The 23,251-nt window shown below is 63.4% G+C and carries 23 protein-coding genes; 9 read left to right on the forward strand and 14 right to left on the reverse strand.

Annotated elements, in window-relative coordinates:
* Nucleotides 1-4: 4 nt before the first annotated feature.
* The 8 genes from AC4P1R_RS15910 to AC4P1R_RS15945 all read right to left on the reverse strand — a co-directional run bounded on the left by AC4P1R_RS15910 (nt 5) and on the right by AC4P1R_RS15945 (nt 7,929).
* The gene (locus tag AC4P1R_RS15910; RefSeq protein WP_069459948.1) at nt 5-1,015 is read right to left on the reverse strand and encodes a type II secretion system F family protein; all 1,011 of its coding nucleotides are present in this window, start codon (nt 1,013-1,015) and stop codon (nt 5-7) included.
* A 42-nt stretch (nt 1,016-1,057) separates the two neighbouring features.
* A complete protein-coding gene (locus AC4P1R_RS15915; protein ID WP_069460042.1) occupies nt 1,058-2,536 on the reverse strand; it encodes a TadA family conjugal transfer-associated ATPase in 1,479 nt (492 codons plus the stop codon).
* 43 nt (nt 2,537-2,579) lie between these two features.
* Entirely contained in the window at nt 2,580-3,860 is a 1,281-nt protein-coding gene (locus AC4P1R_RS15920; protein ID WP_069459947.1) for a CpaE/TadZ family protein, read from the reverse strand.
* Nucleotides 3,861-3,908: 48 nt separating this feature from the next.
* Entirely contained in the window at nt 3,909-4,553 is a 645-nt protein-coding gene (locus tag AC4P1R_RS15925) for a CpaD family pilus assembly protein (RefSeq protein ID WP_069459946.1), read from the reverse strand.
* Between the two features lie 56 nt (nt 4,554-4,609).
* Nucleotides 4,610-6,157 (reverse strand): type II and III secretion system protein family protein, encoded by a 1,548-nt coding sequence (locus AC4P1R_RS15930; protein ID WP_069460041.1) that lies wholly within the window; start codon nt 6,155-6,157, stop codon nt 4,610-4,612.
* An 18-nt stretch (nt 6,158-6,175) separates the two neighbouring features.
* Nucleotides 6,176-6,985, reverse strand: coding sequence for a Flp pilus assembly protein CpaB (gene cpaB, locus AC4P1R_RS15935; protein WP_492177190.1), 810 nt, complete (start codon nt 6,983-6,985; stop codon nt 6,176-6,178).
* A 135-nt stretch (nt 6,986-7,120) separates the two neighbouring features.
* A complete protein-coding gene (locus tag AC4P1R_RS15940) occupies nt 7,121-7,633 on the reverse strand; it encodes an A24 family peptidase (protein ID WP_069459944.1) in 513 nt (170 codons plus the stop codon).
* Nucleotides 7,634-7,746: 113 nt separating this feature from the next.
* Nucleotides 7,747-7,929, reverse strand: a complete 183-nt coding sequence (locus tag AC4P1R_RS15945; RefSeq protein ID WP_069459943.1) for a Flp family type IVb pilin — start codon at nt 7,927-7,929, stop codon at nt 7,747-7,749.
* A gap of 251 nt (nt 7,930-8,180) precedes the next feature.
* Between AC4P1R_RS15945 and AC4P1R_RS15950 the strand changes: the two genes are divergently transcribed.
* The 5 genes from AC4P1R_RS15950 (at nt 8,181) to AC4P1R_RS15970 (ending at nt 12,413) form a co-directional block, all read left to right on the forward strand.
* Nucleotides 8,181-8,606: a pilus assembly protein N-terminal domain-containing protein gene (locus tag AC4P1R_RS15950; protein WP_069459942.1), complete on the forward strand. Its 426-nt coding sequence runs from the start codon at nt 8,181-8,183 to the stop codon at nt 8,604-8,606.
* Between the two features lie 159 nt (nt 8,607-8,765).
* Nucleotides 8,766-9,386, forward strand: a complete 621-nt coding sequence (locus AC4P1R_RS15955; protein ID WP_069459941.1) for a TadE/TadG family type IV pilus assembly protein — start codon at nt 8,766-8,768, stop codon at nt 9,384-9,386.
* A gap of 157 nt (nt 9,387-9,543) precedes the next feature.
* Nucleotides 9,544-10,008 carry a TadE/TadG family type IV pilus assembly protein gene (locus AC4P1R_RS15960; RefSeq protein WP_492177755.1) on the forward strand — a complete coding sequence of 155 codons (465 nt, stop codon included), beginning with the start codon at nt 9,544-9,546 and terminating at the stop codon, nt 10,006-10,008.
* A 213-nt stretch (nt 10,009-10,221) separates the two neighbouring features.
* Nucleotides 10,222-11,442 (forward strand): phosphopentomutase, encoded by a 1,221-nt coding sequence (locus tag AC4P1R_RS15965; RefSeq protein ID WP_069459940.1) that lies wholly within the window; start codon nt 10,222-10,224, stop codon nt 11,440-11,442.
* On the forward strand, nt 11,439-12,413 hold the full coding sequence (locus AC4P1R_RS15970; protein WP_492177191.1) for an adenosine deaminase: 975 nt from the start codon (nt 11,439-11,441) through the stop codon (nt 12,411-12,413). The genes AC4P1R_RS15965 and AC4P1R_RS15970 overlap by 4 nt, the downstream gene beginning before the upstream one ends.
* Nucleotides 12,414-12,427: 14 nt before the next feature.
* On the opposite strand, the gene AC4P1R_RS15975 is transcribed toward AC4P1R_RS15970, so the two are convergent.
* From AC4P1R_RS15975 to AC4P1R_RS16000, 6 genes are all read right to left on the reverse strand, one after another.
* A complete protein-coding gene (locus tag AC4P1R_RS15975) occupies nt 12,428-13,462 on the reverse strand; it encodes an ABC transporter ATP-binding protein (protein ID WP_225190771.1) in 1,035 nt (344 codons plus the stop codon).
* Between the two features lie 117 nt (nt 13,463-13,579).
* Nucleotides 13,580-14,644, reverse strand: coding sequence for a Gfo/Idh/MocA family protein (locus AC4P1R_RS15980; RefSeq protein ID WP_225190772.1), 1,065 nt, complete (start codon nt 14,642-14,644; stop codon nt 13,580-13,582).
* On the reverse strand, nt 14,641-15,480 hold the full coding sequence (locus AC4P1R_RS15985) for a carbohydrate ABC transporter permease (RefSeq protein ID WP_069459936.1): 840 nt from the start codon (nt 15,478-15,480) through the stop codon (nt 14,641-14,643). Before AC4P1R_RS15985 ends, AC4P1R_RS15980 begins: the two co-directional genes overlap by 4 nt.
* A gap of 11 nt (nt 15,481-15,491) precedes the next feature.
* Complete coding sequence (locus AC4P1R_RS15990) at nt 15,492-16,439, reverse strand: carbohydrate ABC transporter permease (RefSeq protein WP_151611844.1); 948 nt, start codon at nt 16,437-16,439, stop codon at nt 15,492-15,494.
* 344 nt (nt 16,440-16,783) lie between these two features.
* Nucleotides 16,784-18,043, reverse strand: coding sequence for an ABC transporter substrate-binding protein (locus AC4P1R_RS15995; RefSeq protein WP_151611845.1), 1,260 nt, complete (start codon nt 18,041-18,043; stop codon nt 16,784-16,786).
* A 53-nt stretch (nt 18,044-18,096) separates the two neighbouring features.
* A complete protein-coding gene (locus AC4P1R_RS16000) occupies nt 18,097-18,996 on the reverse strand; it encodes an N-acetylmuramic acid 6-phosphate etherase (protein WP_069459933.1) in 900 nt (299 codons plus the stop codon).
* A gap of 198 nt (nt 18,997-19,194) precedes the next feature.
* Here AC4P1R_RS16000 and AC4P1R_RS16005 point away from each other — a divergent pair, with 198 nt between their 5' ends.
* From AC4P1R_RS16005 to nagA, 4 genes are all read left to right on the forward strand, one after another.
* A complete protein-coding gene (locus AC4P1R_RS16005; protein WP_069459932.1) occupies nt 19,195-20,079 on the forward strand; it encodes a glucosamine kinase nucleotide-binding domain-containing protein in 885 nt (294 codons plus the stop codon).
* Nucleotides 20,076-20,840: a GntR family transcriptional regulator gene (locus AC4P1R_RS16010; protein WP_069459931.1), complete on the forward strand. Its 765-nt coding sequence runs from the start codon at nt 20,076-20,078 to the stop codon at nt 20,838-20,840. Before AC4P1R_RS16005 ends, AC4P1R_RS16010 begins: the two co-directional genes overlap by 4 nt.
* 193 nt (nt 20,841-21,033) lie before the next feature.
* Nucleotides 21,034-22,056: an SIS domain-containing protein gene (locus AC4P1R_RS16015; protein ID WP_151611846.1), complete on the forward strand. Its 1,023-nt coding sequence runs from the start codon at nt 21,034-21,036 to the stop codon at nt 22,054-22,056.
* Nucleotides 22,053-23,213 (forward strand): N-acetylglucosamine-6-phosphate deacetylase, encoded by a 1,161-nt coding sequence (nagA, locus tag AC4P1R_RS16020; protein ID WP_069459930.1) that lies wholly within the window; start codon nt 22,053-22,055, stop codon nt 23,211-23,213. The genes AC4P1R_RS16015 and nagA overlap by 4 nt, the downstream gene beginning before the upstream one ends.
* The last annotated feature ends 38 nt before the right edge of the window (nt 23,214-23,251 follow it).

A 23,251-nucleotide genomic window follows, 5' to 3' on the forward strand; every position in this document is an offset into this window, starting at 1 on the left:
CCCTTCAGATGTCGAAATTGATCATGTTGCGCATGACGAGGATGCCGATGCTCATCCACACGGCCGATGCGCCCATGATGATATGGCCGCGCGGGTCGGTGAAAAGGACCATCATGTAGTCCGGCGATGTCAGGTAGACGAGCAGCGAAACGATGAAGGGCAGCGCGCCGATGATGGCTGCGGAAGCCTTGGCCTCCATCGACAGGGCGCTGACCTTCGCCTTCATCTTCTTACGCTCGCGCAGCACCTTGGAGAGGTTACTCAGCGCCTCGGAAAGGTTGCCGCCGGCCTGCGCCTGGATGGCGATGACAATGGCGAAGAAGTTCACCTCCGGCAGGGGAACGCTCTGGATCATGCGGGCGCAGGCTTCCGGAACGTTGAGGCCCACCTGCTGGGATTCGACGACGCGGCGGAACTCCGTCTTCACCGGCTCCTGTCCGTCGCTGGCGATCAGCCGCAACGCATCGTTCAGCGGCAGACCGGACTTGATCGAGCGGACCATGACGTCGAGCGCATTCGGGAACTCGTTGAGAAACTTCATGCAGCGGCGCTTGACCAGGAAGCCGACCGTCCAGCGCGGCAGGCCGGCCGCGGCAATCAGCCCGACGCCGAGCGCGATCCACGGGCCGGCGCCGGCAAGCAGGACGAAGAACAAGGCGACGAAGCCGAATAGCGCGCTGAAGACGTAGAATTGCGTCAAGGAGATCCTGAGATCGGCCTGCATAAGCCGCCCCTTCATCGATGGGGCGGTCTTCGCCGACTTTTCCTGCTGCTTCTTTTCGAGCTCCTTCAGCGAATCCTGCACGGACTTGCGCCGTTTCGACATTTCGTTGACGCGGTCGCGCGCCGCCTTCACGCTGGCCCGGTCGGTTTCCGACGCGCTGACGCGGCGCAGCCGTCCTTCCGCCTTCTTCTCGCTCTCGATGCGGGAATAGAGCACGCCATAGGCAAGCGCCGCCGCCGCGATCGCGACGAGGACGGCCACTGCCAGAACGGTGATGTCTATGCCGAACATCGGTCGGTCTTCTCCTTCGTTAGTGGCAGGCTCCGCTTGCCGCTAATTTTTTTCCATCGCGTCGAGGGTGGCGGCGAGCCGCTTGTCCTCGTTGAAGTAGCGGGCGCGGTCCCAGAAATTCGGCCGGCCGATGCCCGTCGAGACATGGCGACCGATGATCCGCCCGTTGGCGTCCTCGCCATCGATCTCGTAGCGCATGAGGTCCTGGGTGACGATCACGTCGCCTTCCATGCCGGTGACCTCCGTGACATGGGTGATACGGCGCGAACCGTCGCGCAGGCGCGAGGCCTGGATGATGATGTCGACCGATCCCGCGATGATTTCGCGGACGGTCTTGGCCGGCAGCGTATAGCCGCCCATGGCGATCATCGACTCCATGCGGCTCAGGCACTCGCGCGGCGTGTTGGCGTGGATCGTTCCCATGGAGCCGTCGTGACCGGTGTTCATCGCCTGGAGCAGGTCGAAGACCTCCGGTCCGCGCACTTCGCCGACGATGATTCGTTCCGGGCGCATGCGCAGGCAGTTCTTGATGAGATCGCGCATGGTGATCTCGCCCTCGCCCTCGATGTTCGGCGGGCGGGTTTCGAGACGAACGACGTGCGGCTGCTGCAGTTGCAGTTCGGCCGAGTCCTCGCAGGTGATGATGCGCTCGTCGCTGTCGATGTAGCGCGTCAAACAGTTGAGCAGCGTCGTCTTGCCGGAACCGGTGCCGCCGGAAATGACGATGTTGCAGCGGACGCGGCCGATGATCTGCAGGAGTGTCGCGCCCTCCGGGGTGATCGAGCCGAAACGGACGAGCTGCTCCAGCGTCAGCTTGTCCTTCTTGAACTTGCGGATCGTCAGCGCCGTTCCGTCGATCGCCAGCGGCGGCGCGATGACGTTGACACGCGAGCCGTCCGGCAGGCGCGCGTCGCAGATCGGACTCGATTCGTCGACGCGGCGGCCGACCTGACTGACGATGCGCTGACAGATCGACAGGAGCTGCGCATTGTCGCGGAAACGGATGTCGGATTCCTCGACCTTGCCGGCGACTTCGATGAAGGTCTGGCCGGCGCCATTGACCATGATATCGGCAATGTCGTCGCGCGCCAGCAGCGGCTCGAGCGGGCCATAGCCGAGCACGTCGTTGCAGATGTCGTCGAGCAGTTCCTCCTGCTCGGCGATCGACATTGCGAAATTCTTGATGGTGATGATGTCGTTGACGATGTCGCGGATTTCCTCGCGCGCGCTTTCCGTATCGAGCTTGGCGAGCTGCGACAGGTCGATCGTGTCGATCAGCGCCGAGAAGACCTGCGATTTCGTCGAGTAATAGTCCTCCGCCCGCGGCGAACGCCGGCGTGCGGGCGGAGCGGCGGGCGCGGGCGGCTGGGGACGGGGAGCGGGAGCCGAGGGCTCGCTCAGAACCGGCGCAGCCGCCGGACGCTCCATGACCGCCGACTGTGCGACCGGCATCGACGGCGGAACAGCGGCAGCCTTTCCGCCCATCTTTCCAAACCCTTCATTTCCGCGTTTGCCAAACATCATTTCAATCCGGTTGCTTCATCGATCCTTTGATGCGGGATGCCTATTTCCGGCCAAGTCTCGCCAGGACCTTTCCAAGACTGCCCGTGCGCGCCTTCTTGATGGTGGCGCGGCCGGTCAGGAGATGGGCGAGTTGTGAAAAAGTTTCGGCAGCGGGGGCCTTCCTGTCGATCTCGGCGATCATGCGTCCGCTGTTGGCGGCATTGCCGAAAAGGACCGCGTCGAAGGGGATAATCGCGGCCGCCTCGACCTCGAGCGATTCGCAGAATTCGTTCGGGGCGATCTCCGGTCGCTTGGGCATACCCACCTGGTTGAGGACGAGATGCGGTGCCCGGTCGTTCGGCCGAAGCTTCTTCAGCGCATCGAGCAGGTTCTTGGCGTTCCGAAGATTGGCGAGATCCGGGACGGCGGTGATCACCACCTCGTCGGCTTCCGCAAGCACGGAACGGGTCCAGTCCGACCAGCCATGCGGAACGTCGAGCACCGAGACCGGGGCGCTGCGCTGCAGGATTTCCAGGATCGGCTGGAAGGCGCCGGACTCGAAATCGTAAGCGCGGTCCAGCATGGAGGGCGCGGCGAGCATCGACAGGTGCTCGGAGCATTTGGTCAGCAGGCGATCGAGAAACACCTCGTCCAGCCGGTCCGGGGCGGAGACCGCCTCGGCGATCCCCTGCGGCGGATCCTGGTCGAAGTCGATATTGGCGGTGCCGTAAGGCAGATCGAGATCGGCGAGGATGGTCTCCGTCGAGAAAAGGTTGGAAATGCCCCAGGCGCAATTGTGCGCGATCACCGACGAGCCGCAGCCGCCCTTGGCGCCGATGAAGGCGAGGCTTCGTCCGACGGGCTCGGCCTCCGGATCGACGAAGATCGCCGAAATCGCCGAGAGAATATCCGCCATCGTCACCGGCGCGACCATATATTCGGAAATGCCGTTGCGGATGAGTTCGCGGTAGAGCGCTATATCGTTGTGGCGGCCGATGATGATGACCTTGGTGCTCGGATCGCAGACCTCCGCCAGCGGCGCCAGTTCCGTAAGCAGCGACCTCGGCTCCGTTGCGGTCTCCAGAATGATGAGGTTCGGAGTCGAGACGCTCGCGAACATGTTCGCGGCGACGGCGACGCTGCCGCCGGTGATGCGCAGGCTGACCTTCGCCATGCGGCGGTCCTGGCCGCAGCGCTCCATGAGGCGCTGCATGGCCTCGCTCTCGCAAAAGGCGTGGATCGAAATGCGGGGCAGCGGTCGAAGCTGGTCGAGATCGCCCGGTCGCGCCGCCTCGGCGTGATCCCCCGCTCCATTGTCGATGCTGTATTCAATCGCGTTCATCTCTTTTCCTCGAATAGCCGCGTCCCGGACGATTGCCGCTTCCGAATCCTAATTGTCGCGCCAGCTTTCGATCACTTCTGCGCGCTGCTCGGCGTCGACCGGCGACATCTGGCGCGGACCGATGAGGTCCGTCGGATTGGCGATCTGGGCGGCAAGGTTGGATTGGGTCGCGCAGCCGAAATTGTAGTAATTGCGGTTCTGGACGGTGTTGAGCGTGAGGTCCTCGGGCCACTCGCCGCAGGGGCCCGTCTGCGCGGTGATCGCGACATAGCTCAGGCGAATGGGTGCGGCGTCGCCCGTGGCGGCGGCCTCGTAGCCGGTTTCGATCATCCGGTTCGCCGGCACGCCGGCTGCCGCAAGGATGCGTCGAATGTCCTTGCGGAGCACCTGGGCGGCATGGCTGTTGGCCGAACCGCGCGGCAGCATGATCTGGATGACGCCGCTCGATGCATGGCGATATTCGGCGGCAAAGCCGCGGATCACGTCGCGCGTGCCCTGGGTCAGGTGCCGGTCGCCGGATGCAACCGGAATGTCGATGGCGTGCTCCGCCTCGGCGAGCACGATCGGATGCCTGGTACGGTAGTCGTCGGGTATGGCGCCGGTCGCCTGGTTGTCCCTGGTGCCGCAGCCTGCAAGCAGGCCGGCAAGGATCGCCAGAGCGGCCAGCCGGACGGTCGTGCGGGTCGGAGACATGGGCTTATGCCTTTCCAAACGGTTTTGTGCTGCGTCCTGGTTTTTCATGTCCCGCCCTATTTGTAGATGAAGCCGACATTGCCGTGGTAGCGGCCGGCGGGCGCTTGAGCTTCCGGACGTCCGTAGATCCTGTTGACGCGGCCGAGGAAGAAACTGTCGAGATCGTTGGCCGGATTGAAATTGTCGTCGGGCCTGGACAACGCGCTTCGGGCGACCGGCCGCACCAGATAAGGTGTGGCGATGATAACGAGCTCCGTCTCGTTGCGCTGGAAGTCCTTGCTGCGGAACAGCGTACCGAGAATCGGAATCTTCGAGGCGCCGGGCACGCCCGAAAGAGCCTGGCGGATATTGTCCTGCACCAGGCCGGCGATGACGATCGAGCCGCCCGACGGCAGTTCGACGCTGGTCGAAGCTTCCCGCCGACGGATGCCGAGGAAGGTGTTTCCGGGAATGCCCGGGTTGGCGCTTCCCCAGTTGTTGCCGGTGACAACAGAGCCCTCATAGGTCGGCTCCGATACATTGGTCTCGATCTGCAGGCTTATTCGACCCGCACCAAGAACGACCGGTTTGAAGTTCAACCGGATGCCGTATTCGACGTCGTTGACTTCGCGCTCAACCGTTGGAGAACCGGTGTCGTCGTCGGCCGAGACTTCCTGTGTTCCCGCAAGCCGGAACTCACCGCCCACGTAGAACTTCGCCTCCTGACCGGAGATTGCCGTGAGGCTGGGTTCGGCAAGCGTACGCATGACGCCCGCCTGCTCCATGGCATTCATGTAGCTCGATATGGTCGTCCCGCCGATTGAACCGCGAATTGCGGCATTGGCGAACAAGCTGACCGCATCTCCCAGGTTGGCCGGATTGCGAAAGCCGATGCCGCTTTCACCGTCCGAGACCCGGCCATTGAAGCCAAGCTGCTTCAGCACCTGCCGGCTCACCTCGGCAACGGTGACCTTCAAGGTCACCTGGTCCTCGCCCTCGATCGTCAGCAAATTGACGATCTGCGAGGTTTGGCGGTCTTCGGCGAAAATGTCCGCGTCACCATTGGTGCCCTGCGCCGTGATGCTGCGGGTGGTCGCTTCGCCACCCTTGAGGAACGCACGGGCCAGGTCGATGGCCCTGTTGGAATCCAGCGGCGTGCGCACGGTTCCGGTCAGGACGACGTTGTCGGAGACGATCTCGACCTTGATGTCGGAGTCCGGAATGAAACGGCGCAGGTTCGCCTCGAGTCCGGCGACGTCGCGCTCGACGGCGATCTCGAGGCTGACGATTTCCTCGCCATTCGGGCCAAAGACGAAGATATTCGTCTGGCCGACGGCCTTGCCGAACAGATAGATGCGGCGCGAGGTGCGGGTGATGGCATCGGCGAGCGAGGGATCGGCGACGAGGATGTCATGCGCATCGGTCGGCAGATCGACGACCACCGCCTTGTTGAGGCCGAGATTGACCTTCCTTTTCACCCCCGGCCCGCTTTCGCCAAGCCGGACGACCGAGGAAGCAGCGGCTTGCGCGGCCGGAACAGTCGGCAGCGTGATGCCCGAAAATGCCAGGCAGAAAGACAGGCAGGCCGCGACAGACGCCCGAAATTTGTTTGGATCCCGTTTCACGTTGCGCCCCACTCGATGCTATCTCTGGTTCTGGATTGCGCCATCGGTCTTGACGATGGAGCCCGACTTGATGACCTGGATGCTCGGCTGCCCATCGCCACTGAGCAGGTAGTCGGCCGCGACGGTGTCCGGCTCCTGGGCGTCGGCGACGCTGCGCAGCGCCAGCGATATGCGCTCGGCCATCTGCTGGGCGACGGTCATCACCTTCGATTGCTCCGGCGTCAATTCGAGTGTCGCCGTGGTGCCGAGGACGGATTTGGAGCCGTCTTCCTTCACCTCCACCTGCTGGTCGATCGCCAGCACCCGGACGTTGCTGAGCACCGTTTCGGTCAGGTAGAGCCCGTTGCCGTCGGATTTGCGCACCATGATGACATCGACCCGGTCGTTCGGCAGGATAAAGCCGCCGGCCCCGGTCGCGACCGTGATCTCGGTCGCCACGGCCCGTTTTCCGGCAGGCAGCAGCGACGACATGATGCGGTTGGAAGCATCGGCGATTTTTTCCGGCCGAACCGGTTCGCCATTGAAGATCGGCAGGCGCACCACGGCGCCGGAGAGATCGTCGACCGCCGCCGGCCGGTTCTCCTCGGTGATCATGCCCTCGGCAATATTGTCCTTCGGCCAGGCCATCCAACGAATGGACTCGGCCCCGAGCCGCGCACCCACCGGCAGGCTCTTGCTGGCAACGAGCACATTGATGGTCGGTTCCCGCTCGATGACGGGCGCGGCGATCTGCGGCGCCCGTCCCCGGGTGAGCTTCATCACGAGCAGCCCGGCGATTGCCGCCGAGCCGACGGCCACCGCCAGAATAATGATGCGCACCGGTTTCATGATCTACCCAAGCCCCTAGAAATCCCAGGGGCCAGATTGATCAGCAATTGGTGTAATTATGGTTAACGAGCTGCTTATGTAGATGGTTAACAGATATAGATAGCACTGTTCAGTGCAGCGCTCTTTCAGGGCGAGCTAGGACAGTTGCGCGAAGGCTGCCTGCATCAACGGCGAGGACGGAAAGGCTGCAAAGCCGCCGAGCGCGATTGCAACGCCGTAGGGTATTTTCTCCGCCGTCAGCAACACACGAGGAAAAGGGATGCCGCTGGCAAGAATCGTATTCTCCTGCCGACGCAGGAAGAGAACGACGATTGTTAGCAAACCGCCGAACAGCGCGACATAGAGGAGAAATGTTACGAGCGAGGCGTTCAGGCCAAACCAGACGGCGCTTGCGGTAAGAAGTTTGGCATCGCCGCCACCCATAACATTTGCCGCAAAAAGAAAAAAACATACGGCGAAAACCAATGCGGCTGCTGCCATATGCAGGCCAATCTGGCTCATCCCAAGCCCCGCCAACGGCGCAACGATTACAAAGGTCCCCAACAATATCGCGGAGATGCGATTAGGGATCGTCATAGTGAACAGATCCGAGAACGCCGCGAGTGCGAGGCAGAGTGGAAGAATGACGAAGATTCCAGCGATTGTCATGTCATACCGCCCTCTATTTTGGAACCGAAGATTTCCGTTGAGGCACATCACAAAAATAGAGAGCCGCTCCGGAAGGAAACGGCTCTCGCGTTCAGCTCAGGGCTGACATTCGATTACATGTTGCCTTCAGCGGTCGTCAATTCGGTACCGATGGCGTTGAATACGTTCTCAAGGCTATCGCCGACTGTCGTGGCGCCGGCGATCAGAGCAACCGAGATCAGGGCTGCAATCAGGCCGTATTCGATGGCGGTTGCACCGGATTCGTCTTTCAGCAGGCGAGCGAAAATGGTCTTCATGGGAGTTCTCCTAACTTCACTTGTTGTCAGCACTTCCGCCAACTGTTGCCGTTGATCGGATGTCCCTGAATTTAGTGGGGCCCAATTGCCATCGGCTTAAGGAACCCGGTTAGCGCCGGGTTAACGAGCGACCGCTCTTTCTTGGGTAAATATTCTGGAAAGGAGTGCGGTAAATTGCGCCGGGCGAGCGTAACCATTCATTCACCAAAAAGCGCCAAGATGCGGGCCATCACTCGCCATCGGGAAGCGCCATGAAAACGTCTCTTGCGGCCAGCCATGCCGCCACGCTTGCACTGACAATCGCCGGGCTTCTTGCGGTCTCCGCTCCGGATCGCGCGCGTGCGGCCGAGGAGGTAATGCGCGTCTATATGGATCACGCGCGCGTGCTGAAGCTGGACCGGCCGGTGAGCAAGGTGATCATCGGCAATTCCGATGTCGCGGATGCAACCGTTGCCGATGCCAGGACGATCGTGTTGACGGGGCGCAGTTTCGGCACGACGAACCTCGTCATCCTCGATCAGGACGGCAACGCCATCGTCGACGAGCGGGTTCTCGTGTCGATCGACGAAGGCAACACGCTCCGCGTCTACAAGCAGACCGCTCGCACCGTCTATTCCTGCTCGCCCAATTGCGAGCGCCATGTCGAGCGCGAGGCAGCGGCCGCGACCAGTGATTGAGAAATCAAAAACCACTAAAATTCTTCGGGTCGTCGCAAACGAAATTTCAACAGTCGCGGCTTAATCTCACGCCGATCGATTGCACAGGCGCGGAATGCGGTCGGATGCGCATGCATTACTGAACCGCCCCGGCCGCACGGGACGTGATGGAACGGCGCAATGTCGACAGAAACGAAAGCATGCCTGCGTAAGCGCGCACGGCGCGGCCTCTTTCCCCGTCTCATGGGCGACAGGAAGGGCGCGACGGCGATCGAATTCGCCATCCTCGCCTTGCCCTTCTTCCTCGTCGTCTTCGCGTCGATCGAGACATTCGTCGCCTTTGCCGGCGAGCAATTGCTGGCGAACGCGACCGATACGCTGGCACGCAAGATCCGCACCGGCGAGATCACCTTCAACCAGGGCAAGGCGACGGACATGACCGAGGCGGAGTTCCGCCAGGCATTTTGCGACGAAATCTCCATCCTCATGACCTGTTCGTCGACCGAGGCCAGCCAGCCGCAAAAGCTCTTCCTCGACATCCGCGAGATCGCGGACCTGGCAACGATCCCGGCAGCGGTGCCGCGGGTCGGTTCCTCCTCGTCCTCCGATCTCGACACCAGCGGCTTCAGCTTCGCTCCGGGCGGTGCGGCAAGCTTCACCATGGTGCGCGCCTATTATCGCTGGGAAGTCATAACCGATCTCGTCCGGCCCTACATCACAAATCTGCGCCCCGCCGGCACGAGCATGCCGCGGGATTTCCTGATGGTCGCCACCGCGACTTTCCGAAACGAGAACTATTGAGGGTGCTATGAGGAAGTCCGATAGATCTTCGTTCACCCGGCGCGTTTTCGGACCCCTGTCGTTCCGGGCTGTTTCGTTTGAGGTTTTGGCGCGTTTCTTCCGCGACCGGCGGGGCGTCGGCGGGGTGGAATTCGCAATCGTCGCACCGCTCCTGATCATGACCTATATCGGCGCCTTCGAGCTCTCGCTCGGCTTCACCGTGCTGCGCAAGGTCGCGCGCGCCTCGAGCGCCGTCGCCGATATCGTCACGCAGGAACAGGATGTTAACAAGGCTTTCATCGACGACGTGAAGAAAGTCGCCGAAAGCATCCTCGCCCCCTACGAAAGCTCGAACTACACGCTGAAGATCACTGGCATTCAGGTCAACGGAACCACGACCGGGAAGGTCGTCTGGTCGCGCGACCAGGCCGGCGGCACGCCCTATGCCGCCAATTCCACCACCACGGTTCCCGCGGATCTCGAAGCCGTGAACGCCTTCGTCGTGCGGACCGAGCTCGTCGTGCCGCACAAGCTCCTGCTTTTTGCGCCGAATCTCGACAGCACCGTAAGCACCATCGACCTCTCCAAGACGGCCTATTACCGCCAGCGCTTCGGAACGACGATCGCCTGCACGGATTGCTGAGCCGACGCCCCGCGCCGCATCCCCCATCGGGCTCAATTGCATTGGACGAGCCGGCACGCTATCTCTGCCGGATTGCGCGGTTTGTCTTCGCGCGCGGTTCCTAAGCAGACTTGCGTTGGCAGGCCAACGCTTCACCCGCTTAGTTCTTTGTTTTAACGCAGGTTCTTTTCGGAACGCCGTGTAATATTTTTCCGAACCCCGCTTAGGTGTCTCATGGCGCGTGCTTTTCTCTTCGTCCTCGACTCTTTCGGCATCGGCGGCGCGCCGGACGCGGAGGCCTTCGGCGATCTCGGCGCCGACACGCTCGGGCACATCGCGGAATTCTGCGCCGCCGGCGCCGGCGATCGCGTGGGCCTGCGCGAAGGGCCTTTGCATCTTCCGAACATGTCGGCGCTCGGCCTGCTTCACGCGGCCAGGCTCGCGACCGGACGCCTTCCGGGCGGAATGCAGGTGCCGGAACGGGTCTATGGCGTCTATGGCGCAGCAAGCGAGGTCTCGCGTGGCAAGGATACCCCCTCCGGCCACTGGGAGATTGCCGGCACGCCGGTGAAGTTCGACTGGGGATATTTTCCGGCGGAAGGCAATGCCTTTCCGCCCGACCTCGTCGAAGCGATCTGCCGCGAGGGCGATGTTGCGGGCATCCTCGGCAATTGCCACGCCTCCGGCACCGAGATCATCGCCCGCCATGGCGAAGAGCACATGCGCACGGGCAAGCCGATCTGCTACACATCCTCGGACTCGGTCTTCCAGATCGCGGCCCATGAACGGAGTTTCGGTCTGGAGCGGCTCCTCGAGCTCTGCCGGATCGTTCGCCGGCTCGTCGACGACTACAACATCGGCCGGGTGATTGCCCGCCCCTTCGTCGGCGACAATCCCGGCAATTTCGTTCGTACCGGCAACCGACGCGATTATTCGGTGCCGCCGCCGGAGCCGACGATCCTCGATCGGCTGGAGGAGGCCGGCCGGACGGTGCATGCGATCGGCAAGATCGGCGATATCTTCGCGCATCAGGGTGTGACCCGGCTTACCAAGGCCAATGGCAACATGGCGCTTTTCGATGCGAGCCTCGCCGCGATCGAGGAGGCGGAAGACGGCGACCTCGTCTTTACCAATTTCGTCGATTTCGACATGCTCTACGGCCATCGCCGCGACGTGCCTGGCTATGCCGCGGCGCTCGAGGCCTTCGACGCGCGCCTGCCCGACCTCGACCGTCGCCTGAAGCCGGGCGACATTGTCATCCTCACCGCCGACCACGGCTGCGATCCGACCTGGCGCGGCACCGACCACACGCGCGAGCGCGTGCCCGTGCTGATGTTCGGGCCGTCGCTCAGGAGCCGCTCCTTCGGCATCGCCAACAGTTTCGCCCATATCGGCGAAACGGTTGCCAGACATCTCGGCATCGCGCCGGGCGCGCATGGGAGAAGCCTTATTTGACTGCACACTTGAAGAAAGCCGAGCTGCATTGCCACATCGAAGGCGCCACGCCGCCGGAACTCGCCTTGCGGCAGGCACGGAAATACGGAATCGACATCGGCGGCATCATCCGCGACAACGCCTATGTCTGGGACGATTTCACTAGCTTCGTGAAATGCTACGATGCCGTCGCCTCGCTGTTCCGCACCGAGGGCGACTATGCGCTTCTCGCCGAAACCTACCTGACGGAACTTGCCGAAGCCGGAACGATCTATAGCGAGATCATCGTCTCGCCCGATCACGGCAACACGATCGGACTCGGTGCCGATGCCTATATCGAGGGGCTGGCGGCCGGCATGGAAGCCGCCCGGGCAAAGACCGGAATCGAGTCGCGCATGCTGATCACCGGCATTCGCCATCTCGGGCCGGAATCGGTGGTGAAAACCGCGGAATACGCGGCGATGCGCCGCCACCCGCTCGTCACGGGCTTCAATCTCGCCGGCGAAGAGCGCATGCACAGCGTCGCCGAATTCGCCCGCGCCTTCGACGTCGTTCGCGATGCCGGTCTCGGGCTCACCATTCATGCCGGCGAACTTTCCGGCGCCTTCAGCGTGCGCGATGCTCTCGACCATGTGCGCCCGTCGCGCATCAGCCACGGTGTCAGAGCGATCGAGGACGGCGATCTCGTCAAACGCCTGGCCGAGGAGGGCGTAGTGCTGGAGGTGTGCCCCGGCTCCAACATCGCGCTCGGCGTCTTTCCGGATTTCGCCTCGCACCCCTTGCGCCGGCTTTTCGAGGCCGGCGTCCGCGTGACGCTCAATTCCGACGACCCGCCCTTCTTCCATACTTCTCTCGCCCAGGAATACGAGATCGCCGTCCATGCGATGGATTTCGACGACAGCGAGATCGACCGGATGACGAGGACGGCCATCGAGGCGGCCTTCGTCGACGAGCCGACAAGGGAGCGATTGCTCGCCGCCTTGCACGTCTGAAAACTCCCCGAAGATCAAGCGTCCGGGAGGATTCTTGCCTGCTCCCCGGAAGCAATCGCCCGGCCATCGGAATCGAAGCGATGCGTGGCCCCGATCACCGGGGTAGCGTGGACGATCTCATCGGGCTCATAGCGGTGCTCGCCAAAGAGGCGCACGGTGAGCGGGCCGACCTTTTCGGTTTCGAGATAGACGATGGTGTCCGCGCCGAGATGTTCGACATGGACGACCTTGCCCGTCCAGTCGCCACGCTCGCGCGAGAGGCCGATATGTTCGGGGCGGATGCCGACCGTCTTTGCCGCCGCGTCGCCAAAGCGCTCGCCCTCGATGAAATTCATTTGCGGCGAGCCGATGAAGCCGGCGACGAAAAGGTTTGCGGGCCGGTTGTAGAGTTCCATCGGCGAGCCGACCTGCTCGATGCGGCCAGCGCTCAGAACGACGATCTTGTCGGCAAGGGTCATCGCCTCGACCTGGTCGTGGGTCACATAGATCATCGTCGCCTTGAGGCTGCGATGCAGCCGGGCAATCTCCAGCCGGGTGTTGACGCGCAGCGCCGCGTCGAGATTCGAGAGCGGCTCGTCGAAGAGGAACAGTTTCGGCTCGCGCACGATGGCGCGGCCGATCGCCACGCGCTGGCGCTGGCCGCCGGAAAGCTCGGCCGGGCGCCGGGCGAGATAGGGCTCCAGCGACAGCATGCCGGCGGCCTTGGCGATCTTCTCGTCGATCACGGCTCTCGGTACGCCGGCCTGCTTCAGCCCGAGGCCCATATTGTCCTTGACCGTCAGGTGCGGATAGAGCGCATAGGACTGGAAGACCATGGCGATGCCGCGTTTGGCGGGCGCGACATGGCCAACCTCGTCGCCGTCGATCCGGACGCTGCCCGAGGTCGCGTCCTCGAGGCCGGCGATGGTGCGCAGGAGGGTCGATTTCCCGCAGCCCGAGGGACCGACGAAGATGACGAATTCGCCGTCCTTCACTTCCAGGTCGATGCCCTTCAGCACCTCATGGCCGCCGAAGGCCTTGCGGATGGATTTCAGTTGCAATGATCCCACGTTTCGCCCCTCTTGGCTTAGAGCGGGATGCGCTCAAATACTTTCGCGCGGCCGCTCTATCTGTTTGTCTTGCCGCATTTCTGCGACCTCAGGTGATTCCACCTGACTGCAAATGCTCTAAAGTTTGACCGGCCTGCCGGTCCGCACGCTTTCGTCCGCCGCCAAGCAGATTTTCAGCGATTGCACCGCATCCTCCATGTGCCGGTCGAGATTGATGTCTTCGCGGATGGCCTTGAGCACGAAGGCCTGCTCGCGATCGCAGAGGTCCTGGTGGCCAGGCTCGCCTTCCATCCGCAGGTCCTCGTCGGGCCTGAGGAAACGGCCGTCCGGTCCGGTCGCGGCGTCGTGCAGGCGGATGACGGCGGTCTTCGTATGCGTGTCGATATCGTCGGACCTGGCGTTCTGGTCCATGACGATCGACACCGAGCCGTTCGGCGAGATCACGTCCTTCACGAAGAAGGCGGTCTCGGAGATCATCGGGCCCCAGCCAGCCTCGTACCAGCCGACCGAACCGTCGTCGAAAATGACCTGCAACTGCCCGTAATTGTACATGTCGGCGGCGATCTCGTCCGAAAGCCTCAGGCCCATGCCGCGGACCTCGACCGGTTTCGCGTCGGTGATCTGGCACATGACGTCCACATAGTGGACGCCGCAGTCGACGATCGGCGGCGTGGTCTGCATCAGCGCCTTGTGCGTCGCCCAGGTCGCGCCGCTCGACTGCTGGTTCAGGTTCATGCGGAACACATAGGGCGGTCCGAGTTTGCGCGCCTCGGCGATCAACCGCATCCAGGAGGGATGGTGCCGGAGGATGTAGCCGACGATCAGCTTGCGGCCGTTGGCACGGGCGCAGGCGACCACGCGTTCGGCATCGGCGACCGTGGTTGCCAGCGGCTTCTCGACGAAGACGTGGCAGCCGGCCTCCATGGCGGTCACCGCATAGGCTGCATGGCTGTCCGAATAGGTGTTGATCGAGCAGAGCTCCGGTCGGAATTCGAGAAGCGCTTCCGGGAAGGACGGGCGGTACTCGTAGCCTGTAAAGGATTCCGGCAGCTCGACCTTCGAACGGTTGACGAGGGCGGCGATTTCGAAGCCGGGGTCGCGGTGATAGGCGAGTGCATGGCTCAGGCCCATATTGCCGAGGCCGGCGACGAGAACGCGGATCGGGGTTGCGGAAGAGGTCATTTGACTGCTCCTGCCGTAATGCCGCGGATCAACTGCCGCGAGAAGATGACGTAGAGGACGAGCACCGGGAAGATCGCCAGCGACAACGCCGAGAGCACGGCGTTCCAGTTGGTGACGAACTGGCCGATGAAGATCTGCGAGCCGAGCGTGATCGTCTTCGTCGATTCGGCCGGCGCGAGGATCAGCGGGAACCAGAGGTCGTTCCAGATCGGGATCATGGTGAAGACGGCGACCGTCGCCATGGCCGGCCGTATCAGCGGCAGCACCAGCCGGAAGAAGATCGCGTACTCGGAAAGCCCGTCTATGCGTCCGGCATTCTTCAGGTCGTCGGAAACCGTGCGCATGAATTCCGACAGGATGAAGACCGCGAGCGGTAGGCCCTGCGCCGTATAGACGAGGATCAGCGCTGTCAGCGTGTTGACGAGGTTCGTCGCCACCATGCCCTGCAGGATTGCCACCGTGCCGAGCCGGATCGGGATCATGATGCCGAGCGCGAGATAGAGGCCCATCAGCGTGTTGCCGCGGAAGCGGTACTCCGAAAGCGCGAAGGCGGCCATGGCACCGAAGATGAGGACGAGCGCGATCGAGACGACCGTGACGGCGACGCTGTTTTGGAAGTAGCCGATGAAGTCGCCCTGTCTCAGCACCGTCTCATAGCCGATCAGGCTGAACGTCTCTGGCGTCGGTACCGCAAGGGGCTCGCGGAAGATCGCATTGCGGCTCTTGAAGGAGTTGGCGATCGTCAGGAACACCGGAAAGAGCGCCACCAGTGTATAGGCGATCAGCGCGACATGGACGGCGCCGGTGCGGGCGAGGGAGCTACGTGCTTTCGACATTTTGGTCCTCCTCAGAACTGATAGCGGCGCATGCGGCGCTGGATGACGAAGAGGTAGAGCGAGACGCCGGCAAGGATGATCAGGAACATCACCGTTGCGATCGTCGCGCCCATCGAACGGTCGCCGAGCTGGAGCTGGAAACCGAAGAAGGTGCGGTAGAGCAGCGTGCCGAGAATGTCCGTTGACCCATTCGGTCCGGCGAGCGCGCCCTGCACCGTGTAGATCAGGTCGAAGGCGTTGAAGTTGCCGACGAAGGTGAGGATCGAGACGATGCCGATCGCCGGCAGGATCAAGGGCAGCTTGATCTTCCAGAACTGGCTCCAGCCGGTAACGCCGTCGAGCTCGGCCGCCTCGATCACCTCGTCGGGAATGTTGAGCAGCGCGGCATAGATCAGCATCATCGGTATGCCGATATATTGCCAGACCGATATCAGCGAAACGGCGACCAGCGCCGAATCGGGCCGGCCCAGCCAGGGAGCGAAGAGCCATTTGAGGCCGACGAGATCCATGAGATGGGGGGCGACGCCCCAGATCGGGGAGAGGATCAGTTTCCAGATGAAGCCGACGATGACGAAGGACAAGAGCGTCGGCAGGAAGATCGCGGTGCGGTAAAAGGCGCTGAAGCGCAGCTTCGGCACCGACAGCATGGCAGCGAGCGCTATGCCGATCGGGTTCTGCACGGCCATGTGGATCAGGAAGAAGACGACGTTGTTCCGGAGCGCGTTCCAGAAATCCGCGGCCCAGCGCGGGTCGCCGAAGAGCACGTTGAAATTACCGAGGCCCACGAAGGCATATTCCCCGTCGACCGTATTGAAGAAGGATTGGCGGAGCGTCTCTATGAGCGGCAGGATCATCACCGCCGTGTAGATGAGAAGCGCCGGAGTGAGGAAGACGAGGATGTGCCAGCGCCGCGGGCGCTTCAGCTCACCGACATCCATCATGATCTCGCGTTTGTTCATCGGCCTCTGGCCCGTTCTAACCGGCTTGCGCGTGGCGCAGCCTCGATGTCGTTCGAAATGGGCGCATTCGTCCGCGCCTCGTCCTGCAGCGCCGCGCGTCTAATCAGACGCGCAAAGGTCGCTGTAGCACTTTGAAATGCTGCATGTCTTTGTTCTTAAATCGAAATCGATTTAAGGAGACATGCAGTGGGCGCCGCCGCGGCAGTCGAAAATGCGGGCCATGCCGCATTCCTGTCCGCTCAAGTCCGGCCCTGCCGGATATCTCGATACTGATGGCGGCGTCGCTCACCGTGCGAATCCTCGCGCGGGAGCGAAAGAGGGGCGCGAAGCCGCGCCCCTTCGGCTTACTTTGCCGGCTTAAACCAGCTTTCAAGCCCTTCCTGCAGCTTCTTGGCCGCCTCTTCCGGCGTCTCGGTGCCGTTGATGACGTTTGCCGACGCCACCCAGGTCTCGTTCTCGAGGTTCGGGGTGCCGCGCGAGAGGATCTGATAGGTCGAGCGAATGGTCGACTGGCACTTCTCACGCCAGGAGACGAACTCCTGGGCGAGCGGGTCGCTCATCTTCACCGCAGTCGAGTTCAGGCTGAAGAAGCCCGGCAGGGCATTGGCGTAGATTTCCGCGAATTCCGGCGAGGCGACCCAGGTGAGGAAGGTCTTGGCGGCCTCTGCATTCGGGCTCTTGGCATTGAGCCCGATGCCGATGTCGTTGTGGTCGGAGATGTAGCAGGTGTCGCCGGCGTTTTTCACCGGCGGCGGGAAGGCCCCCATCTTGAAGTCCGCCTGCGCGTTGAAGCCGGCGATTTCCCAGGAGCCGGCCGGATAGATCGCGGCGCGGCCGAGCGTGAAGAGGTTCTGGCTGTCCGGATAGGTCTGCGCCTCGAAGCCGTCGCCGAGATAGTCCTTCCACTTGGCGAGCACGCGATAGGGCTCGACCCAGGGCTCGTCGGTGAGCTTCTGCTCGCCCTTGATCAGCGCCAGCCGGCCTTCCTCGCCCTTCCAGTAGTTGGGGCCGATATTCTGGTAGCCCATGGTCGCGGCTTCCCAGAGATCCTTGGTGCCCATCGCCATCGGGATGTAGTTGCCGTCTTCCTTGATCTTGTCGAGCGCGGCGAAGAACTCCGCCTCGGTCGTCGGTACCGAGAGGCCGAGCTGATCGAAGGCATCCTTGTTGTAGATGAAGCCGTGGATGACGGAGGCCATCGGCACGCAGAAGGTGGCCGAGCCGTCGTCGGTCGTCCAGGCGGACTTGGCGACGTCGGAGAAGTTCTCCATGCCGGCAAGGCCGGTCAGGTCGGCGAGGTGCTTCTTGTTGTAGAGCTCGAGCGAGGCGTCGAAGGGGCGGCAGGTGATGAGATCGCCGGCGGAGCCGGCATCGAGCTTGGCATTGAGGGCGGCGTTGTACTCGGTCGGGGCGGAAGGCGAGAAGACGACCTTGATGCCCGGGTTCTTGGCCTCGAAAGCCGGGATCAGCTTCTCCTGCCAGATCGCCAGGTCGTCATTGCGCCAGCTCTCGATGGTCAGCGTAGCGTCCTGCGCCTGCGCAAGCCCGGCGGAGCCGAGAATGCTCGATGCAAGCAGCAGGCCTTTCATTGTCGTGCGGGTCATTCAGGTTCTCCCTCTTATAGGCGCCGTCTCGGGCGCGGTTTTGGATCCCAGTTTTACGTCTGCGAGACGATCGCGATCGCCTTGCGCAAATTCTGATCGGCCTTTGCCAGCGCCGCTTCGGCTTGCCCCATGTCCTTTGCCCCAGAGCCAAGCAGGATCGCCAGCTTCACCGAGCCGGAGGCGGCGTCGACCAGCCGTCCCGCCTCATCGGCGCTGACGCCGGTAATGTCGGATACGATCCGGACGGCGCGGCCGCGCAGCTTGATATTGTCGGCACGCAGATTGACCATGTGGCCGTCGAGCACATGGCCGAGACGGATGCCGACAAGCGTCGAAAACATGTTGAGGGCAATCTTCTGCGCGGTGCCGGCGCCCATGCGCGTGGAACCGGAGACGACCTCCGCCGGCGTCTGCAACAGGATCGAGACATCGGCGGCTTCGAACAGGGGAGCGCCGCTATTATTGGCGACCCCAACGACCTTCGCGCCGCGCTTGCGCGCCTCGTCCGCGGCGGCGAGCGCATAAGGGGTCGATCCGCTGGCGGAAACGGAAACCAGGCAGTCGCCGGCCGAAATCCCGGCCTCGCGGACATCGCGGCGTGCCAGCTCCGTGTCGTCCTCATAGCCGCCGGCGAGATCGCCGAGGCTGGCGGTGCCGCCGGCAAGGAGGATGACGATCTGGTCCTTGGCTATGCCATAAGTTCCCGGCAGTTCCAGCGCGTCGGCCATGGCCATCAGGCCGGAACTTCCCGCACCCGCATAGGCGAGCCGCCCGCCGGCGCAAAGCGCTTCTGCAGCCAGGGCAGCCGCGGCTGCAATGGGTTCGAACGCCTCGTCGACGGATTTCGCCGCCGCCTGCTGCCCGCCGGCGAGCAGGCGAAGGGCAAGCGCCGGATGCATCAGGTCCAGATCCTTGGCCTTGTCGTCGCGCTCTTCGGTCTTAGCTGCCGGCATCGGTTTGTTCTCCTCTTCCCGAATTAATGCCAAAAAAATACCAATTGTCTAGCAGAAATTTAACTTTTGGCCTGTCCGAGCGTGGTGCTTAAAAAAAAATCATTGAAAAGCAAGAACTTGGGAAGAAATTTAGATTCAGCGCGAAATCATGCTTGGTTAATGGTATTTTTTTGGTATCTTTAGGCCTCGGAGGTGCCCATGACATCCTATCTCGTCGGAATCGACGGCGGCGGAACCAGCTGCCGGGCGGCGGTTGCAAGCCCGGATGGCCGTATCCTCGGCCGCGGAAAGTCCGGTGCCGCCAATATTCTCACCGATCCGGAAACGGCGCTGCAAAATATTGCGGGAGCGGCGCGTGCGGCTTTCGAAGACGCCCGCCTCGATCCGGCCGGAATCGCCGCGGCCCGCGCGATCGTCGGGGTTGCGGGGCACAATGTCGGCGACGCCGTCCACTACGTGAAGCGACGGCTGCCCTTCGCGCAGGCCGACATCGAATCCGACGGGCTCATTGCACTGCAGGGCGCGCTCGGCGACGGCGACGGCGCCGTCGCGATCCTCGGGACCGGCACGATCTATATCGCGCGCCGGGGCGAAGTGGTCGGCTATATCGGTGGCTGGGGTTTCACGATCGGCGATCACGGCAGCGGCGCGCGGATCGGCCACGCGCTCTTGCAGGAGACCCTGCTTGCCTATGACGGCATCCATGCGGCGTCGCCGGTCACGGACTCCGTGCTCCTGGAATTCAACAACGATCCCCGCGATGTGGTCGATTTCGCGCGGCTCGCCAAGCCCGGCGAGTTCGGCCGCTATGCGCCGCGCGTCTTCGATCATGCGGGGAGCGGCGATCCGGTCGCGACACGCCTGTTGAAGGCGGCCGCGACGACGGTGGATGAAGCGCTCGACGTGGTGGTCGCGAGAGGGGCGCGGACGATCTGCCTGCTCGGCGGCCTTGCTCCCCTCTATCGCCCATGGCTCGCCGAGCGGCACCAGCCGCACTTCGTGGAAGCCGAGGCTGACGCGCTGACCGGCGCCGTCGCGCTTGCGGCGCAGCGCTTCGGCACCCGGCCGGAGATCGTCGCATGAACCACGCGCTAGCCGCCATATTGCCGCTCGAAGGCTTGCTATCGGGAGGCGCGGGCCCGCTCTATCTCAAACTTCGGCAGTCGCTCGAAGAAGCGATCCTGTCGGGCAAGCTCAGTCACGGCGATGCCTTGCCGGCCGAGAGGGACCTCGCCGAATACGCCAATGTCAGTCGCGTGACCGTGCGCAAGGCGGTCGACGACCTCGTGCGGGATGGTCTCCTGGTGCGCCGCCACGGCTCCGGAACCTTCGTCGTCCGACCGGTCTCGCGCGTCGAGCAGTCGCTCTCGCGCCTCACCTCCTTCACCGAGGACATGGCACGTCGCGGCCTCAATACCCGGGCGGAGTGGTTGGAACGGGGGCTCTTCCATCCTTCGCCCGACGAGATGATGACGCTCGGCCTTCCGGCGGACGCGCTGGTCGCCCGCCTCGGTCGCCTGCGTATCGCCGACGACCTGCCGCTGGCGATCGAGCGCGCCTGCGTTTCGGCGGAGTTCGTGCCCGACCCACTTTCCGTCGCCTCGTCGCTCTATGCCGTGCTCGAAAAGGTCAATGCAAGGCCGGTGCGCGCCGTGCAGCGCATCTCCGCCTGCAACATCAAGGACCCGGATGCCTCGATGCTCGGCGTCGCCGTCGGCTCGGCCGGGCTCTCCATCGAGCGGGTCTCCTATCTCTCTTCGGGGCGGGTCGTGGAATTTACCCGATCGCTCTATCGAGGCGACGCCTATGATTTCGTCGCGGAGCTGACAATCCCGGAAAGCTGACCGGCGCCGAAGCGGGATGAGGAAAAGTGTGAGCGGTTTTCCGCCCGCAACCCACGCTGAACTTACAGCGCCGCGCGTCTTTTCAGACGCGCAAAGGTCGCTGTAACGCTTTGAATCTGCGCATCGAGCTTTCCGAAAATCGGGTACGATTTTCGGAAAGCTCGATGCGGTAGCTAAGGAAAGGACTTTGATCATGCAGACCAACATGCGGCGAGAAATCGACGAGATTCCCGAGGCCGCCGCACGATTGCTCGATCGCTCGGGGACAGCGCTCGCCGCGGCGGGGGCCGCGATTCGCGCCAGGGATCCGGCCTTTCTCGTGACGATCGCCCGCGGATCCTCCGACCATGCGGCGCTCTTCCTCAAATATGCGATCGAACTCACGGCCGGGCGCCCCGTTGCCTCGCTCGGGCCTTCGCTCGCCTCCATCTACGGCGCCGAATTGAAGCTCGGCGGGGCGGCGGCCATCGCCATCTCGCAGTCCGGAAAGAGCCCGGACATCGTCGCCATGGCCGAGGCCGCATCGCGGGCCGGCGCCGTCTCGATCGCGCTCACCAACACGCTGCCCTCACCGATCGCTGACGCCTGCAGCCATCCGCTCGATATTCTGGCGGGGCCCGAAATTGCCGTCGCGGCGACCAAATCCTATGTTAACTCGATCGTCGCTGGGCTTGCCGTGCTCGGCGAATGGACGGGCGACCCCGGCCTGAAGCGGGCCGTGGCTGATCTCCCGAACCGCTTCGCCGAAGCGGTGAAGCTCGACTGGCAGGAATTCGCCGCCGAACTTGACGAGGCGGAATCGCTCTATGTGCTCGGCCGCGGGCCGGCGCTGGCGATTGCCAGCGAAGCAGCGCTGAAGTTCAAGGAGACGTCCGGCATGCATGCCGAGGCCTACTCGGCGGCGGAAGTGCTGCATGGACCGGTCGCGCTTGTCGGCGCCCGCTTCCCGGTCCTGGCGCTCGCCGCACGCGATGCCGCCGAAACCTCGGTCGCCGAGATCGCCGACGGCCTGAGCGAGAAGGGCGCCGTCGTGCGTGTCACCTCGGCGCGGGCAGCAAAGGCAAAGCGCCTGCCCTTCGTCGAGACCGGCCACCCGATCACCGACGCGCTGGCGCTGATCCTGCCGTTTTACGGCTTCGTCGAAGCCTGGTCGCGCTCGCGCGGGCTCAATCCCGATGCGCCGGCGAGCCTCAAGAAGGTAACGGAGACACGATGACTGCGAAGAAGAAAATCACCGGCGCGCGGATTTTCGACGGCATCGACTGCCACGATGGCGCCGCGCTCCTGATCGAGGCGGGGCGTGTCAAGACGATCGTCCCCGCAGGGGCTGCCGCCAACGACGCGGAGACGGTCGACGCACGCGGCCTGCTGCTCGTCCCGGGCTTCATCGACCTGCAGGTCAATGGCGGCGGCGGCGCGCTCTTCAACGAGCAGCCGACGCTCGAAGGCATCCGGCGGATCTGTGCCGCCCATGCGCGGTTCGGCACGACGGCATTGCTGCCGACGCTGATCACCGACACGCGCGCGGTGCGGACCGCAGCAATCGGTGCCGGCGTCGAGGCCAGGGCCGCCGCTGTACCGGGTTTCCTCGGGCTGCATCTCGAGGGCCCACACCTTTCCCTGGTCCGCAAGGGCGCGCATGATCCATTGCTGATCCGGCCCATGGAACAGCCGGACCTGGACGAGATGCTGGCCTGCATGAAGGCGCTCGGCTGCCTGATGGTGACACTTGCCCCGGAAAATGCCACCAAGGAGCAGGTAAAGGCACTTGCCGATGCCGGCGTCGTCGTCAGCCTTGGCCATACGGATGTCGGTTTCGAGACGGCCTGCGCCTATGCCAGGGCAGGTGCGCGCACCGTGACGCACCTTTTCAATGCCATGAGCGGTCTTGGCCACCGTGAGCCCGGCGTCGTCGGTGCAGCGCTGGCGGCCGGCACGCTCCATGCGGGAATGATCGCCGACGGCTTCCATGTCGATCCGGCGGCGATGGGCATTGCCATACGCGGCAAACAGGGACCGGGGCAGATCTTCCTGGTGACCGACGCGATGTCGACGATCGGCACCGAGATGACGCGCTTCCTCCTGAACGGGCGCGAGATCCTGCGCAAGGATGGGCGGCTGACGCTCGCCGACGGCACGCTTGCCGGCGCCGACATCGATATGCTCTCCTCCGTCCGCTTCGTGCACGAAAGGCTCGGCCTGCCGATGGAGGAAGCGCTCCGCATGGCCTCCGCCTATCCCGCAGACGCCATGGGCATCGCCTCGCATAAGGGCCGCCTCCTGCCCGGGGCCGACGCCGATTTCGTGCTGCTGACCCCGGAGCTTCGAATGAAGTCCACCTGGATCGGCGGGGAGTGCGTCTATTCCGCCTAGAGCATTTTGCAGCCAGGTAGAATCACCTGGCGTCGCAC

It is taken from the genome of Sinorhizobium sp. Y406, assembly GCF_058732025.1.